Annotated in this window: 12 protein-coding genes, 1 tRNA gene, 2 pseudogenes and 1 other annotated feature; of the genes and pseudogenes, 4 read left to right on the top strand and 11 right to left on the bottom strand. The window is 38.1% G+C overall.

Translation table 11 applies throughout. The features are described from left to right. Positions 1 to 6: 6 nt before the first annotated feature. Positions 7 to 477 carry a DUF4194 domain-containing protein gene (locus FTV43_RS10250; RefSeq protein ID WP_257224107.1) on the top strand — a complete coding sequence of 157 codons (471 nt, stop codon included), beginning with the start codon at positions 7 to 9 and terminating at the stop codon, positions 475 to 477. Next, positions 452 to 1684 (top strand): annotated as a pseudogene (locus FTV43_RS10245) (IS3 family transposase). Before FTV43_RS10250 ends, FTV43_RS10245 begins: the two are co-directional and overlap by 26 nt. Next, positions 740 to 856 (top strand) — a sequence feature (AL1L pseudoknot). It overlaps the preceding pseudogene by 117 nt. Positions 1685 to 1856: 172 nt before the next feature. Here the strand turns inward: FTV43_RS10245 and FTV43_RS10240 are convergent. The 11 genes and pseudogenes from FTV43_RS10240 to FTV43_RS10190 all read right to left on the bottom strand — a co-directional run. Continuing rightward, positions 1857 to 3116, bottom strand: a complete 1260-nt coding sequence (locus tag FTV43_RS10240) for a type II toxin-antitoxin system HipA family toxin (protein WP_179995416.1) — start codon at positions 3114 to 3116, stop codon at positions 1857 to 1859. Positions 3117 to 3120: 4 nt separating this feature from the next. Further along, positions 3121 to 3423: a helix-turn-helix transcriptional regulator gene (locus FTV43_RS10235; protein WP_070153706.1), complete on the bottom strand. Its 303-nt coding sequence runs from the start codon at positions 3421 to 3423 to the stop codon at positions 3121 to 3123. A 286-nt stretch (positions 3424 to 3709) separates the two neighbouring features. Next, positions 3710 to 3785, bottom strand: a tRNA-Gly gene (locus tag FTV43_RS10230). A 312-nt stretch (positions 3786 to 4097) separates the two neighbouring features. Next, positions 4098 to 5939: a glutamine--fructose-6-phosphate transaminase (isomerizing) gene (gene glmS, locus FTV43_RS10225; RefSeq protein ID WP_179990972.1), complete on the bottom strand. Its 1842-nt coding sequence runs from the start codon at positions 5937 to 5939 to the stop codon at positions 4098 to 4100. 12 nt (positions 5940 to 5951) lie between these two features. Beyond that, positions 5952 to 7316 (bottom strand): bifunctional UDP-N-acetylglucosamine diphosphorylase/glucosamine-1-phosphate N-acetyltransferase GlmU, encoded by a 1365-nt coding sequence (gene glmU / locus FTV43_RS10220; RefSeq protein WP_179995415.1) that lies wholly within the window; start codon positions 7314 to 7316, stop codon positions 5952 to 5954. 18 nt (positions 7317 to 7334) lie between these two features. Then, positions 7335 to 7856, bottom strand: a complete 522-nt coding sequence (locus FTV43_RS10215; protein WP_004974347.1) for a phosphatidylglycerophosphatase A — start codon at positions 7854 to 7856, stop codon at positions 7335 to 7337. After that, positions 7822 to 8751, bottom strand: a complete 930-nt coding sequence (gene thiL / locus FTV43_RS10210; RefSeq protein ID WP_004974348.1) for a thiamine-phosphate kinase — start codon at positions 8749 to 8751, stop codon at positions 7822 to 7824. The genes FTV43_RS10215 and thiL overlap by 35 nt, the downstream gene beginning before the upstream one ends. 25 nt (positions 8752 to 8776) lie before the next feature. Next, a complete protein-coding gene (gene nusB, locus FTV43_RS10205) occupies positions 8777 to 9226 on the bottom strand; it encodes a transcription antitermination factor NusB (protein WP_004974349.1) in 450 nt (149 codons plus the stop codon). Between the two features lie 4 nt (positions 9227 to 9230). Beyond that, positions 9231 to 9701 (bottom strand): 6,7-dimethyl-8-ribityllumazine synthase, encoded by a 471-nt coding sequence (ribE, locus tag FTV43_RS10200; protein ID WP_004974350.1) that lies wholly within the window; start codon positions 9699 to 9701, stop codon positions 9231 to 9233. Between the two features lie 11 nt (positions 9702 to 9712). Continuing rightward, entirely contained in the window at positions 9713 to 10834 is a 1122-nt protein-coding gene (ribBA, locus tag FTV43_RS10195) for a bifunctional 3,4-dihydroxy-2-butanone-4-phosphate synthase/GTP cyclohydrolase II (protein ID WP_179995414.1), read from the bottom strand. A 346-nt stretch (positions 10835 to 11180) separates the two neighbouring features. Further along, positions 11181 to 11351: pseudogene (locus FTV43_RS10190) on the bottom strand (secretion protein HlyD); the annotation flags it as partial. Positions 11352 to 11594: 243 nt separating this feature from the next. On the opposite strand from FTV43_RS10190, the gene FTV43_RS10185 reads away from it, so the two are divergent. Together FTV43_RS10185 and FTV43_RS10180 are read left to right on the top strand one after the other, a co-directional pair. Beyond that, positions 11595 to 12245, top strand: coding sequence for a response regulator transcription factor (locus FTV43_RS10185; protein WP_004974358.1), 651 nt, complete (start codon positions 11595 to 11597; stop codon positions 12243 to 12245). A gap of 1070 nt (positions 12246 to 13315) precedes the next feature. Next, entirely contained in the window at positions 13316 to 16156 is a 2841-nt protein-coding gene (locus tag FTV43_RS10180; protein WP_179995413.1) for a TIR domain-containing protein, read from the top strand. Positions 16157 to 16688: the final 532 nt, after the last annotated feature.

Raw genomic sequence — 16688 nt, 5'->3', positions numbered from 1 at the left:
ATCGAGATGCAATCAGAAAATAAGATACAACAGCATGACAACTTCTTTGAAATGGTACGCAGACCATCTTCAAATTCAGAGAAAAATATAGAAATCCAAGCTAATCAGCCTGTAGAAGATTCGTTTCCTACAACTGGGGCAGAGGAACAACATGCAGATAATCAAACAGAGATGGAGCATGCTCAGGATCGTGATACAGATGCGCTTATGCCACATGCAGCCCGACGCGTATTGGTCTATCTCATGCGTCAAGGGGTTATTCTTGCAGCAGAAAACTTAAAACTTTTTGATTTATTGTGCCGATATGAAGCGGAAATTCGTAGACATTTGGCAGAGGTTTATATCCAGTTGGTTTTGGATGCCAAGCAAGGGGTGGCTTATATCATCAATCTCGAAAGTATTGAACCGTACTGGGTTTGTCGGAGACCAACTTTCTTGAGAGAATGTTCCAATGACAAAACCAAAATATACCCCTGAAATCAGAGAAAGAGCGGTTCAATTATTGATTGAATCTGAAAAAGATTATCCTTCTACTTGGGCTGCAATCACAGCTATTGCACCTGAGCAGCATGCTGCGCAAGGGTTGTACTCCTGAAACATTGCGTGTTTGGTATTTAAAGCATATGGATCAACTAAATCCTGCCAAAGTACAACAGATATCTGACCAAGAAAAAATGAAGCAAATGGAACGTGAAATTAAAGAATTAAAACGTGCCAATGAAATTCTACGTAAAGCAGCCGCTTTTTTCGCCCAGGCGGAGCTCGACCGCCCACACAAATAATGGTGGATTTTATCCAGAACAATAAAGATCGATATGGTGTTGAAGCGATTTGTAGAATTTTACCGATTGCAGCTTCGACCTATTATCGGGCTTTAGATCTCGTTGATAACCCAGAACATCGAGCGAAACGTGCTCTGCATGATTTACATCATGCAGAGCAAATCAAACGTATTTGGAAGGAAAGTTCAGGTCGGTATGGTGTACGTAAAGTCTGGCAAAAACTGAAACGTGAAGGCTATATTATTGCACGCTGTACTGTTGCTCGATTAATGCAAAAGCTAGGTATACAAGGTGTTTGGCGGGGTAAGAACAAACAAACCACCCGTAGCCGAGATGACCAAAAACGAGCAGATGATTTAGTAAAACGTAATTTTACTGCTGATCATCCTGACCAACTGTGGGTGAGTGACTTTACGTATATTCAAACAAATTCAGGCTGGGTTTATACTGCATTTATTATTGATGTGTTCTCACGAGCAATTGTTGGATGGAAAGTATCGACACGGATGAATACAGATATGGTGCTCGATGCATTGGAGCAAGCATTGCATGATCGAGGCATGCCAAAGAATGTGATTCATCATTCCGACAGAGGTGTGCAATATCTTTCCATTCGCTATACCAATCGTTTAGAAGCAGCAAATTTACGAGCATCAGTCGGTACGACCGGTGATTCATACGATAATGCTTTGGCTGAAACGGTGAATGGCTTATACAAAACAGAGGTGATTGAATATTTAAAAGCGGATTGGCAAGGTTTAGCGGATGTACAACTTGCGACACTAAACTGGGTAGATTGGTTCAATAAAGAGCGTGTACACAGTGCACTGGGTTATGTATCACCTTTTGAGTTTGAAGCAATGTACTATGATAAGATTAACCCGTTAGGTCAGGTGGCCTAACTTAAATAAAAAAGTCTCCGACAAACCCGGTACGGTTCACTTTGTCTGTTTATAATGACCAAAGCCCGCAGTGGATATACCATCTTGGGTTCGGGGTTTATCACTGATCTGTTATTGATTAAATTTTATATGTATTTCCAGATTGCTTTTGATTAAATCGGATGGTTTATATTCAATTCAATAAATGAATATTATGCTCAATCCTATTTTGGATCATTTGGAGAGTTTCAGATCTAATTTGTTCAGGTAATAGATCATGAGCAATCTTCATAAATCGGCTGGCAACTTCGCAAATTGAGTTAATCATTTCATCAACCTCTTGAATAGAAAGCTCTGCTTCCTGAATGCCCAGTTTGACAATGGCAGACCGAGTAATATCCAGTGCTTCACCCATAATATCCATTTGATGATATCCACCTGGGCCTTCACAGAAAGTAACGTCGTAGGCTGGGGCGAGTTTCCATTGTCCATTTTGAGACATTAAAAACGAAAAGTTTTTGCAATGATCATCTCGATTATTGAACACCACATTGAAAACAGCGCGCTTGAATGCAATCGCTTTTTCGCGAATATCATTGGTACAAAAGTGTGTAGCACGAAGAAAGTTGCTGTAGTCTAAACTCCCAGGTGATTTAAAATCAGCCCCTGTAAAGGCAGCTAAACTTTGCATAGGGATGCGCATGCCATCGCAGCGGTCAAATCTTTTTGAGGCAAATGCAGTTAGGCCATTCGGAAGAGTGAAGTATTGGGTGTCTGGGGTGTCAATATGACAATGACGCAAACATTCTGCATAAACAGTTTCAATTGCACAAACTTCAGGATGCTCTTGCTGAGCGGGAAATTTGATCAGCCAAGCTTCATGTTGATGTGAGTGAACTGTTGAGAATTCATTAGTGACAGGATCACGATAAACAAGTGCTTTTGGCCTTGCACCTTGTGGAGACCCGCCCATAATTAATAAATGCTGTAAAAATTCGGCACCTTCTCCTTTGAGAACTTCCTGAACTTCTTGAGCGAGTCTTAGCAATGGAATATTTTCAGCTAATGTTAACTCGGATGCTGAAGGTTCAAAGGATAATGCCCCCATTGCATGTGTACTAATATACGTGAGGCGTTCTAAAGGCCCAACTCGTGCTGGATTAAGTCCATTTTTTTTAAATAAGCGATCCATCAGGAGCATGCCCCAGCCATCGGGTAAGGCATCGTATATAGGGCCTGGTAATCCCATTTGATGTGCAGGAAAGTTCTTTCTTAATGGGTCACCTTTTAGCGGAAGTAGGTAAGATGAAAGCTCTAAACCTTTACTAATTGCTTCTGCGCTGTATTCAAAAGCAATCAATGGTCGACCTGTGATTGCAGTTGAGGAAACTAGTGTGCCCCAAAGCCAATATTCGCCCCATCCATTGTAGTAAACATCAAGTTTTTTGAGCATGGATTCATTTCCTTTTGATACGTTGGCGAGCCGTGTTACTCTCATAGCGGAGCATGTCATCTACACTATTTAAATGTGGTTTGAAAAGTTCCTCTAATTCTTTTAATCGGCCGAGCACCATGGCAACACGTACTAAATTTTCAAATGAAACATTTCGACCAGCTTCTAGATTAGATACAGTATTCACACCAATACCCGCACGCGCAGCAACATCTGCCTGAGTCATTTCCAGATAAAGACGTTCTTTACGAAGCCTCTCACATAATAAAGCAACAACTTCTTCAGGTTTTTTGAATATTAAATCCATAATATTGTGTTTTACATTGTGATATCACCATTAAAACACAAAAAAATGGATTTATGAAATTATGCCAGTTGGTCGATAATGAGATGCTTGATTGGCTGATGAGATTCTATTGGATTAAAGAAATCTAATGATTTTAATGCATTTATTTTTTGCAACTACCTACGAATATGTCGTATTTGGGGCCCGAAACTGTGAAATAAAAGATAATAAAGAAAGTATGATTGGGGATAACATAATATAAAATCAATAAAAAAGCCTCAATCTTTCGATTGAGGCTTTTTGAATTTGGAGCGGGAAACGAGACTCGAACTCGCGACCCCAACCTTGGCAAGGTTGTGCTCTACCAACTGAGCTATTCCCGCATGCGGTGTATAATACATGATGCAAAAATAGGGTCAATCATTTTTTGCATGTCATTGTACTGACTGAATAAATAAACAACATTTTTGGAAAATAGTGCGGTTAAATGACTTAGGTTGTTTGTTTTATAAAAGTTTTCATTGTCTGCAAAAATATTAATATCACTTACAATGCGCTGCAGCTATGCGAAAAATAAAAGCATCAGACATAAAAAATCCGCAGTACTGAACTTCTAAAAATGAAGCCGACTGCGGATTTTTAGGTGATTTAAAATAATTTTATTAAATTTAAATCATTGAATAATGTTAAAAAAATTATTCAACTGTTACACTTTTCGCCAAGTTTCTAGGTTGATCGACATCAGTACCGCGCAAAACTGCCACATGATAAGACAACAACTGCACAGGAATGCTATACACAATTGGCGCAAGCAACGCGCTGACTTGCGGTACATAAACCACATGCTGACGCTCTTTATCTGCAGGAATGCCGCTGTGTTCATCTGCAAATACAAACAGCTCACCACCACGTGCCTGTACTTCTTCCATATTGGATTTCAGTTTATCCAGCATGTCATCTTGCGGTGCTAAAATCACCACAGGCATGTCATTGTCTACCAATGCCAATGGGCCGTGCTTTAATTCACCCGCAGCATAACCTTCTGCGTGAATATATGAAATTTCTTTCAGTTTCAAAGCACCTTCCAAGGCGATTGGGAATTGTGTGCCACGACCCAAGAACAAGCAGTGATTTTTCTCTACAAACAATTCAGACAAACGTAAAATTGCCGTATCATTTTGCAAAGTATCTAAAATCACTTTTGGTGTGTGCCATAAGCCTGCAATAATTTCAGCTGTTTCTGTCGCTGCAATTGCATTTTTCACCTGACCAATTTTGAGCACCAATAGCATTAATGCTGCCAATTGTGTCGTAAAGGCTTTGGTCGATGCCACACCAATTTCAGGGCCTGCGAGTGTCAACAAACTATGATTGGTTTCACGCACCATAGATGAAGTTGCCACGTTACAAATGGTCATGGTGCTAATATTTAAGCCTTTTGCAGCAGCACGTTTTTGTGTATCACGTAACGCAGCTAAAGTATCTGCAGTTTCGCCAGATTGTGAAATGCACACATACAACGTGTTATTCACAATGACTGGGGTACGATAACGGTATTCGCTGGCAATTTCCACATGACATGGCAAGTTAATCAGCTGTTCAAACCAATATTTTGCAATCATCCCTGCATGGTAGCTGGTACCGCAGGCAATAATCTGTACCTGTTGGATGTTGGCAAAATCAAGTTCAGCATCTTTCAGGAAATCTTCACGTAAAGCGTTGCCATTTAATGCTTGTGAAATGGTTTGTTGAATTGCTTCAGGCTGCTCATAAATTTCTTTGAGCATGTAGTGTTTATATTCACCTTTCGATGCATTGCTTACAGTTGCATCCAACTCTTTTACAGGGCGTTCAACCGTTTGACCGTTTACAAAAACTTCAATGCTGTCGCGGGTTAAGCGGGCGATATCACCTTCTTCCAAATACATAAAACGGTTGGTGATCGGCAATAACGCCAATTGGTCTGAACTGATAAAGTTTTCGCCAATACCGACACCAATCACCAAAGGAGAACCTTCACGTACCGTGATCAATTCATCTGGATAATCGGTATGGATAATTCCCAGAGCATAAGCACCTTTCAGTTGAGGCACGACTTGCTGTACCGCAACCAATAAATTCGGTGCAGTTTTAAGAGCATGGTTGACCAAGTGCGCAACCACTTCAGTATCCGTTTGAGAGCTGAACATATAGCCTAAAGCTTCTAGCTCATCTTTCAGTTCTTGATAATTTTCGATAATACCGTTGTGTACGACAGCAACATTGCCAGAAATATGCGGATGTGCATTGTTTTCTGTCGGTTTGCCATGTGTTGCCCAACGTGTATGGGCAATACCGAGTGAACCTGTGACTTGAGAATCTAGTACTGCTTGCTCAAGATTTGCTACTTTACCGACACGACGCTCACGCAAGACCTGACCTTGACTAATCAATGCCAAACCTGCGGAATCATAACCGCGATATTCTAAACGCTTTAAACCTTCAATGAGGATATTGGTAATACTACGTTCTGCAACGCCACCGACAATACCGCACATAGGAACTTCCTCTTATTTTTTCAATTTCTGTGGACGTTGATAATTTTCTTTAGTGAACTGTTTAGAACGTTCCACAGCTAAACACTGTTCTGCAACATCACGGGTAATGGTCGAGCCTGCGCCTACCGTTGCACCATTGGCAATGGTGACAGGTGCAACCAATGAACTATTTGAACCAATAAAGACTTGGTCACCAATAATGGTTTTAAATTTATTGGCACCATCATAATTGCAAGTAATCGTACCTGCACCAATATTGCTGCCTGCACCCACTTCGGCATCACCTAAGTAGGTAAAGTGGTTGGCTTTGGAGCCTAAACCAATTTGACTGTTTTTCACTTCAACAAAGTTGCCAATATGCACTTCATTGGCCAATACCGCACCCGGACGTAAACGTGAGAATGGACCAATTTGCGCAGCTTCACCTACAACCGCTTGGTCAAATACGCTATACGGCTGAACTTTAGTGCCCGCAGCAATTTTGGTGTTTTTGAGGATACAACCTGCACCAATTTCTACGCCATCACCCAGTTCGCAATCGCCTTCAATAATTACGTTAATATCAATGCGAACGTCTTTACCTGCAGTGAGATTACCACGTAAATCAAAACGGGTTGGGTCAATTAAATGCACACCTTGTTGCATGAGTTGCTTGGCTTGGAAGTTCTGGAATTCACGTTCTAAAGCAGCCAATTGCACACGGTCATTCACGCCTTCTACTTCAAAAGCCAGTTGAGGTTCTACCGATGCAACTTCTAAACCATCGGCAATTGCCATCGCCACAATATCGGTCAGGTAATATTCACCCTGCGCATTGTTATTGCTCAGTTTTGGCAGCCATTCATGTAATTTGGCATTGCTGACGCAGTAAATACCCGTGTTGATTTCTTGAATTTGGCGCTGTGCTTCAGATGCATCTTTATGTTCAACAATCGCTTGAATTTTACCGTTTTCACGTACAATACGACCATAACCCGTGGCATCAGCAAGGGTAAGTGTCACCAAGCCAATTTGGGTTTCACGTGAAACATCGAGTAGCTTTTGTAAAGTTTGCTCTGTAATACAAGGTACATCTCCCGATAAAATCAGTGATACACCTTCACGTGGTAAAACAGGCAAAGTCACTTTGACTGCGTGACCTGTGCCGAGCTGTTCCGCTTGTTCGACCCACTGCACCTGTTCATGTGCAAACGCATTTTGAACCAAAGTACCGCCGTGACCGTAAATGGTAATAATATGATCGGCTTGTAATTTTTTTGCGGTATCAATCACGTGACCCAAGAGTGGGCGTCCTGCAAGAGGTTGTAATACTTTTGGTAAATTTGAACGCATGCGCGTGCCTTTACCTGCTGCAAGAATAATCACGGTGGTAGACATGTTGAATCCTAGTGATGGCTAAACCAAAGTAAAAGATAAATAAATATAAATACATAATGCGGCCCAAAGACCCGCAATAATATCGTCCAGCATGATGCCAAAACCACCTTCGACCTGACGATCAATGACACGGATTGGCCAAGGTTTCCATACATCAAACAGTCGGAATAGGACAAAACCCACAATTACCCAGACCCAGCTGATTTGATTGATAAAAATCAGGGGTAAAAAGGTAATCGATTGTCCTGCAAATTCATCCCAAACAATACGACCATCATCATGTACGCCCATAACCTGTGCAGTACGTCCACAGATATATATGCCAACGAGGGACATGATGGCAATGGCAAAAAGGCTTGGAATGAAACCAAGCGCGAACCAAATGGGAATGAACAGTAGGGCAAAGGCCGAACCAAAGGTACCGGGAGCTTTGGGTAGTAGACCTGAACCGAAGCCAACACCACAGCATACAATCAGTCGGTCAGTCCAAGACATGGCTTTGAAATTAATCGCGGGTTTTTGCAAAGTGTTGGTATCCATGAAAATGAAGTGAACGATCTACGCCATTCTGTTCAAAGCTTAAGCGGTTTTGATTGTTAATTTTGCCAATAATATGAATAGGGGTATTCAGCGGTTTTTGCAAAAGCTGCTGATAATTTTGTGGGCTTATTGTAAAGCATAACTCATAGTCATCGCCACCTGCCAAGGCATATTGCCACTGCTTTTGTTGTGGTAATTCGGTTAATGCAGCATCTATAGGCAGTTGGCTGAGTTCAATACAAGCACCGACCTGAGAGGCTTTGAGAATATGCCCTAAATCTTGTGCCAAGCCATCTGAAACATCAATCATGCTTGAAGCCAGACCTTTGAGTTGTTGTCCAAGTTGACAACGTGGTGTTGGGTAGTCGAGACGTTGTTTTAAAGGATGATCGAGATGATCTAAACCAAAAGCGGCATCACCGACTTGTCCGCTGACGCAAATATAATCACCGACTTGCGCGCCTGAACGTGGAATGGCATGTCCTTGTTCAATCCAGCCTAAGGCGGTAACGGAAATGGTGAGATGCGGGCTTTGTGTGGTATCTCCACCAATTAAACTTACCCCAAATTGATCGCAACAATCATGTAAACCCTGACTAAACCCTTTGAGCCAGTCGTGATCAATTTGGGGTAGGCTCAATGCCAATAATATACTGTGTGGGGTGGCACCCATGGCGGCAATGTCAGATAAATTGACCGCAACCGATTTCCAACCAATCGCATGTGGGTTGGTATCGAGGGGGAAATGTCGTCCAGCGACTAAAGTGTCGGCACAAATGACCAATTGTTGTTGCGGCGGAGGGGTGAGCAGAGCTGAGTCATCACCGACACCTAAATCGACTGCATCGGGACGCGGTCTGTTGAAATAGGTCTCAATAATGGAAAACTCAGCCATACAACAATCGACTCAATAATTTGAATTAGTTGCTTTGTTGCTTTTCTGCTGCACGTAAGCTGTTGGCAAGACGGTCTAATACACCATTGATGTATTTGTGGCTGTCTGCACCACCAAAGTGTTTTGCCAATTCAATCGCTTCATCCAATACCACACGGTATGGAATTTCCAGATGTTGTTCTAACTCATAAGCACCTAAACGTAAGGTGGCGAGTTCAACACCATCGAGGGCTTGAATGTCACGATCAAGAACAGGCACCAGTAATGCATCCAATGCTTCATGATTGGCAACCACTTGAGTCAACAATTCATGATAATAGCCGAGATCCACTTTGTGCATGGCATTTTCCACACGGGTACGTGCTTCAATTTCATGTACTGGATTGTGGCTCATCTGCCATTCATAAATACCTTGCACAGCAAAACGACGTGCTTTACGTTTTGCTGCATAAGTTGCTTGAAGTGTTTGCGACATAGCGTTAAATAGCCTTTAACAAGTTAACCATTTCAATTGCAGTTAAGGCAGCTTCACTTCCTTTATTACCTGCTTTTGTTCCAGAGCGTTCAATTGCTTGTTCAATACTATCCGTAGTCAATACACCGTTAATCACAGGTAAGCCAGTATCTAAACCAACCACACCTAAGCCTTTGGCACATTCGCCTGCAACAAAGTCAAAGTGTGGAGTGCTACCGCGAATCACTGCGCCGAGTGCAATAATGGCATCATAACCATTCGATGCAGCTAATTTTTTAGCCACAACAGGAAGTTCCCAAGCGCCTGGTGCATGAACAACGGTGATATTATCCTCTGATACGCCATGACGTTTCAATGTGTCAATTGCGCCATCAAGCAAATGCTCAACCACAAAACTATTAAAACGACCGACTAAAATCGCATAACGGCCTTCGCTAGCGAGATGTAATAAACCTTCAATACGGCGAATTGCCATAGCAACCTCGATTATTTCTCTGATGTTGGATCTGCGGTGATATATTCCACCACTTCTAAGTTAAAGCCTGATAAAGCATTGAAACGTAATGGTGAGCTGAGTAGCTTCATTTTTTCAACGCCTAAATCACGTAAAATTTGTGCACCCACGCCAATGGTTTGGTATTGCTGTGACAATGCAGCATTGGCTTTGCCTTGTTTCGGGGTTTTAAGGCTGTCTAGGGCAGGGCCCAAGTCTTGCAATTGAGCTTGACCAATCCAGACCAAAACACCACGTTCACTGTTGGCAATTTCTTTTAAAGCACGGTCTAAATTCCAAGTTGCCGAACCATCTGCTTTTTTCAGCTTCAGTAAATCACGGGTTGGATTAAAACCATGCACACGGACTGTGGTCACGCCTTCTTTAGGCTCGCCTTTGACTAATGCTAAGTGAATATCTGGGTTACCCAATTCACGGTAGCGATACAAGTCAAAAGTACCATATTCGGTGTCGATGCTTTGCTGATCCAAACGCTCTACAGTTTGCTCATTGGTCATGCGGTAGTGGATTAAATCGGCAATGGTACCAATTTTCAATCCGTGCTTTTCAGCAAAAATTTCTAAATCTGGACGACGCGCCATCGTGCCGTCTTCATTGATGATTTCACAAATTACCGATGCAGGCTCTAAACCTGCCAAACGGGCAAGATCACAACCTGCTTCGGTATGTCCTGCACGGTGCAATACACCACCTGGCTGTGCCATGAGTGGGAAAATATGCCCAGGCTGAACAATATCGGCAGGCTTGGCATGTGCAGCGACAGCGGTTTGAATCGTATGCGCACGTTCTGCGGCAGAAATCCCCGTGGTAATGCCTTCAGCTGCTTCAATCGACAAAGTAAAGTTTGTACCGTGTTGTGCACCATTGGCATCAACCATTAATGGTAGGTTTAATTGCTGGCAACGGTCACGACTTAAGGTTAAGCAAACAAGACCACGTGCGTGTGTGATCATGAAGTTGATATCTTCAGGGCGAACGTGGGTTGCGGCAATGACTAAATCACCTTCATTTTCACGATCTTCATCATCCATGAGGATGACCATTTTTCCTGCACGGATATCTGCTACAAGCTCTTCGACAGTATTGAGCGGCATCAACCTTCACCTTCTTATTTGTCTGAAACGACATTGAATGAGAGAGATGCATAGTCTAACGGTTTTTTACCTGTTTTGCCTATGCTTATCATTTTCATTGCGTGACTTATGGTTATACACAGTGTCATCAGGCTTGGAAAGAGGCGAAAATAAGGATTTACTGCGTTGCTGTAGATTGTTTAGGCCATTAAGATGAAATGCAAAATCTGTGAAAAATAAAACTGTAGAGGGCATAGGATATTATCGCCCTCATTCTCGCCTTCATTTGAACCCAATTGGGTTTTGGGAGAAGGCAAGAATCAGAGATGAGATAATTCATTAAATTCAGGTATAAGCGAATTTCTGTTTAGCGCTCACGCAAGGCTTCTTTGGCTTTGTTGAATGGTTTGATCAGATAATCCAACACCGTTTTTTCACCCGTTTTAATATCGACTGTTGCGACCATGCCCGGGGTAATATCAAACGCTTGTCCTGCTTTGTTGCTGAGTTTGTCTGAATCGGTACGGATATAAACCCTTATCTTGGGATATTTTCTATTTCATATTACATCTTGTTTTGAGCGTTTTGATTGTAAAATAAAACTGATTAAAAAATCCACAAAATGATCAACCTTTTTGACTGAGCGCTGAAAACATAAAAAATAAACGCTTTTCTGTGATTAATTGCACAATAAATGCAAAAAAGTCATGTCTTGCATATCCTTAATTGTCTTTGTGTGGTTAGAATATAACAACTGTGCCCAAGATCTCTCACGTCTGTTATGAATATATTAATCGTTGATGATCATCCGCTGTTTCGCCATGCCTTAATTCAGGCGGTTCGTTATAGCTTACCGCAAGCTCAAATTCATGAAACTGCTGCAGTTAATGAATTGTACGAACGTTTGGAAAATGGACCTGAGCCTGATCTTGTTTTATTGGACTTGAATTTACCAGGGGCATCGGGCTTTTCTGCATTGGTGCATGTGCGTGCGCAATATCCATCTATCCCAATTATTGTGGTGTCCGCTCACGAAGAAGCATCGATTATTCAACGTTCAATTGCGCATGGGGCGATGGGTTATATCCCAAAATCGGCACATCCGAGCCATATTGGTGAAGCAATTCGTCAAGTTTTAGAAGGTGAGATTTGGTTGCCGCCAAACTTGGCTGCGAATGTTAACTTTGACCCTCGCGCTGCAGATGAAACAGCTTTGGCTGAACGTATTCAGTCTTTAACACCACAGCAATTCCGTGTATTGATGATGGTGGCAGAAGGTTTGTTGAATAAGCAAATTGCCTATGAATTAGATGTTTCTGAAGCGACGATTAAAGCGCATGTGACCGCAATTTTCCGTAAATTGGGTGTGCAAAATCGTACTCAGGCGGTATTGGCAATCAATGCGTTAAATATTGAAGAAAAGAAAATGTAAGATGTGACTGATCTGTAAAAGATGAGTTTAAAACCGCTGTGTTGATCTGGAAGATTGAGCAGCGGTTTTTTTATTGGGTGGGTGGTTGGCTGATTATGACCTTTTTAAAAAGCTAATTCGCTTTAGGATGTGACATTTAGCGTTCAGGTTGTTGATGTGCTTAAAACCTAAAAGGAATATTGTCTTATTCCTTTAGCTGTATGGCATAAATATATTCAGGCTTTCATGTCGATAAAACTGACAAAAATCGACATGAGAGAGTTGTCATGTCGATGACATAAACATATTCAGGTTGTCATGTCGATAAAATGGGTAAAAATCAACATGAGCTGAATAGCATATCAGTTTAATGATAGGCGACATGCCTCTTTTGAGATTCTTAGGCTTTGATTGTATCTGTACCCATAAATCCAATAGTGTGAAGTTGTCCGCAGCGGGAAAACCCGCCACTAATAAGAAATACATAGAAGGACGAATATGTTTTAATAGTAATAGATGAATGGTGATTTGAATAAATCATACCTAAGTGAGTAGGGGGCTTCCCCCTATATGGGTTCAACTTTTAGAATTCACGATAACCAAGCCCGCCAGCCGTGATATGTGCTAGATTTCGATCATAGGTAATTATTTGGCTTTCTTTTCCGATGGTTTTATTTTTCTGACTTGAGCATCTGTAAGCATTGCAATGATTCCACAGAATTGGGGGTATAATTTTGGGGGTAATTTATTATACCCCTAGTTATACCCCCAACAAGATCAAGCTTGCAATAGATAAAGTAGATTGCATTAAACATAAAAAAAGCTTAAACCCTTTAGATTTAAGCTTTTTAAGATCACATGAGACTTCATGAGAATAATGTTTGGCGGTGAAAGAGGGTGTCAAAATTAACTTATAAGGTATTGAAAAACAAATAAATAACTTTTAATGAATAAAAATATACCGACATAAATATTTCTGTTGATTCTTTGTAAAAAAAATTTCCTTAATGTAAATAAATATTTAGTTATTGTCTTGATTTTTTATATAGAGTAAGTGAGGATATCGCAAAAGTTATTTGATGAAAATTTTTATGAAAAATCAAAAAAGTATATTTATATCTTATAGTTGGGATAATGAAGACCATAGACTCTGGGTAAAAAAATTAGCTGATGCTTTAGAGGAAAAATTTAACTTCCACGTAATTTGGGATGGATACGATTTAGATAGTTTTATAGATAAAAATTTATATATGGAACAATCCGTCGTTGATTGTGATTATATGTTAGTTGTAGCTACAGGAAACTACAAACTTAAATCTAGTAGCAGAAAAGGAGGAGTGGGAATCGAAACTTCTATTGCTGTTAGTCAGCATTGGAAACAAATGGAACAAAATGGTAAAACAAAAATTATTCCAATATTGAAAGAAAAAGATGCTATACCGATATATTTAGAAAACCACCTATACATTGATTTTACTAATGAAAATGAATTCGATAAAAATTTTAATGAATTGTTAAAAACAATTAATGGTGATGCTTTGTTCAAAAGGCCAGCTAAAAAAAAAATCAATAGGAAGCCTTTAACACTTACCAAAGTTGAGGAAATTATTAGCTTAGCTTATAAAAGTAAGAAGAAAATAAATGAAGTTATCGATTATTCTAGAGATAATCGAATAAAGTATGAAATTTGGGAAGTTCAAAATATAACTGGTTCGCCTATATATTTTATTGCTACTCATCCTAATATAAATATGGCGAAAACTTTACAGAATGCTTTCGCTTTTATAGATAAAATATTAGTAGAAAAGAATTCCCAAATAATAATTTTAAGTGATAGAATTATTCATAAATTAGATCAAATTATCAATAGTCAATATAATGTTAAAAATATTAAATATGAAGATTTTTTATGGAATCACTGTATAAGTGAAGAATTTAAGGATTTTTCTATCCCTGAAAAAATAGATTTTTATACTCCTCAAGATTTATTAGACTCTAATGAGGTAGTTCATAATAATGCTATAAATTTTATTAGTAATTTGGTTAGTAATCCAACGGAAAAAAATACAGCAAATTTAATTATTGGATCGGGTGGTATAGGAAAAACATCGCTATGCCAATCTTTGGCGAATAAGTTAAAAAGTAGTAAAGACAAATTTTTGACAATATATATTAGCTCAGAAGATATTAGGAATTATATTAATGAAAATCATCTACCATATGGGAATGTAGATAATATTTATGATTTGTATCAAATGGAAGCAAAATACTTAGATCATCAAAATATTTTTGATAAGAAAACATTTGAGTTGTCTATTTTAACTGGGAAAATTGTTACTATTATTGATGGTTTGGATGAATTTGCATCTATTTTTTCAGAAAAATTTAATATCTATAATTTTTTAAAATCAATTCATGATATGAATTTACAATTAGGGTCTAATAGGTTTGTTATAACTAGTCGTGAGAATAATATATTTTCTGATGAAATATTAAATGATTTCGAAATTAATAAACTTAATTTGCTCGGTTTTAAGTTAGATAATTGTACAAAATATTTGAATCAAAGATTTAATAAGTATGATGAGCATATGTCTATAGTTAATAGTATCTATGAGAAAATTGAATTAAGCTCATTATTTGAACACCAACGTGTCGTTCCATTTTTTGTAGATGTAATTTCTACAATGTATGAAGATAATATTAAATCTGGAAGCAATAATATATTTGAGCTTTGTGAAGAACCTACAAAATATCCATCATTAAATAAGCTAAATGATCATTTGATATACTCAATCTTTAGGCGAGAAAAAAATCGCCACAATTTAATAGAATCACCTGAGCAAATAGTCAGCACATTTATTGATTTATGTTCTGAATTAGGAGATTCTTGGACTGATTCTGAATTTCATGATTTGATAGCATTAAATTTTGAAAAAAATGTGGATAAATATGTTGAGAAAATGAAAAAGAATCCACTTTTAAAAATTAATGGAGATAGAGTCTATTTAAGGTATGATTTTCTTAAATCATATTTTATTACACTAGATTTATTTAGGTTTTTTGAAGAAAAGAAACTAAATTTAACTTTTTTAAGGTTGTTATCTAGAATTGGAAAGGATTCAAATGAGTTAAGAGACTTGGTTTTGTTTTTAGAGTCTCGGAATTATGTGGAAATATTTGTTAATTTAATTGATAATATTAAATCTAAAGTTAATATAAGTGAACTTTTTTTTGAAAAAGGTGATCAAGATGGTTATTTGAAATCAATCGAGAAAATAGTATTTATATTATATAAGCTTAATAATAATAAACCATCTGATTTTAATGATAAATTAAAAACTATTTACAAAGTTTGTGATGGTAATGAAGTATATGAAGGTCTGTTTGTTAATGGTGATATTCATGCTTTAAATTTTAATGGTTTAAATATTACTTATAGTATTTTTAAGAATTTCCCTAAATTTTTAAATTCAGATTTTACAGATTCTAATTTTCAATACTCATCTTTTGAAAATTGCAATAATGATAATATTAATAATTCAAATTTTAATTTTGCAAATATAGATTTAAATAATTGTAATTTAGATGATAAAATTAATAAAAGTTATAATTTATTTTCCGATAAGAAGGAAATAAATAATGATAAGATTAAAGATGAGTTTAAAAAGTTTTTGTTGTCTTTTTTTAAAGGAGGTAGGTTTCGTGATAATAATAAAATTCACATAAGTTTCTCTCAGCATATTGAAAAATTAAAAATAACCAATTTTAATAAATTTATTGCAAAAGATATTTTGCAAATATCAGTGAAGAAGGAGGTGGATACTTTTTATGAAATCAATAAAATATATAGAGATAGTGTAAGGAAATTTATCATGGATGGGACTGAGGATTTTGAAATAAAAGAAATGATAAAGTGGTTGAGTGATTAAATATTATATTTTGCAAAGGAATAATCTTGTTAAAATCAAAATTATTCCTTTTCAATAAATCTAAAAATTAAATTCCAATCACCATTTATATAAAGTTCACGAGGTATTTCTTTATTAAAATTTACGTAAATATCTCTTCTTAGAAAATACTCCTAATAACTATTTGCATATGTTTTATAGCGTGGTGCAAAATATAGCTTCAATGTAGGCAGATTTATATCATTCCATCTTTGTTTAGAACGGCTATATAGAAATAATTTTCCCAATGTATAGAGTCGTCCGACCTGTTGCCTCATCCCCCTAAAAACAGCATAGGTTTGAAAATAGGACTGCCATTTGTTTATGTCTTAATGGGTTTGGCTTTATCGCTCTGTGCAACATAGCGGTTAATAATATTAATTAATTCGGTAATACCCCCATTTTTAATTGAATTAATGGGTAGAAAATCTAAAGCCTTGTTATTGTTTAAAAATAGGTGGACAACCATTTACTGACATATGAGGTCGTTCATGATTATAAAAGTACTGCCAGT

Origin of the sequence: Acinetobacter sp. YH16053 (genome assembly GCF_013417035.1) — a bacterium.
GTDB lineage: Bacteria > Pseudomonadota > Gammaproteobacteria > Pseudomonadales > Moraxellaceae > Acinetobacter > Acinetobacter towneri.
This window is presented reverse-complemented; position numbering and strand designations above follow the sequence as displayed.

Coding starts and splice junctions, on each gene's coding strand:
- nusB (WP_004974349.1), bottom strand. CDS start 9,226: ATGTCGCAAACACTTCAAGCAACTTATGCAGCAAAACGTAAAGCACGT.
- ribE (WP_004974350.1), bottom strand. CDS start 9,701: ATGGCAATTCGCCGTATTGAAGGTTTATTACATCTCGCTAGCGAAGGC.
- FTV43_RS10180 (WP_179995413.1), top strand. CDS start 13,316: ATGAAAAATCAAAAAAGTATATTTATATCTTATAGTTGGGATAATGAA.
- FTV43_RS10215 (WP_004974347.1), bottom strand. CDS start 7,856: ATGGATACCAACACTTTGCAAAAACCCGCGATTAATTTCAAAGCCATG.
- glmS (WP_179990972.1), bottom strand. CDS start 5,939: ATGTGCGGTATTGTCGGTGGCGTTGCAGAACGTAGTATTACCAATATC.
- thiL (WP_004974348.1), bottom strand. CDS start 8,751: ATGGCTGAGTTTTCCATTATTGAGACCTATTTCAACAGACCGCGTCCC.
- glmU (WP_179995415.1), bottom strand. CDS start 7,316: ATGTCTACCACCGTGATTATTCTTGCAGCAGGTAAAGGCACGCGCATG.
- FTV43_RS10235 (WP_070153706.1), bottom strand. CDS start 3,423: ATGGATTTAATATTCAAAAAACCTGAAGAAGTTGTTGCTTTATTATGT.
- FTV43_RS10185 (WP_004974358.1), top strand. CDS start 11,595: ATGAATATATTAATCGTTGATGATCATCCGCTGTTTCGCCATGCCTTA.
- FTV43_RS10250 (WP_257224107.1), top strand. CDS start 7: ATGCAATCAGAAAATAAGATACAACAGCATGACAACTTCTTTGAAATG.
- FTV43_RS10240 (WP_179995416.1), bottom strand. CDS start 3,116: ATGCTCAAAAAACTTGATGTTTACTACAATGGATGGGGCGAATATTGG.
- ribBA (WP_179995414.1), bottom strand. CDS start 10,834: ATGCCGCTCAATACTGTCGAAGAGCTTGTAGCAGATATCCGTGCAGGA.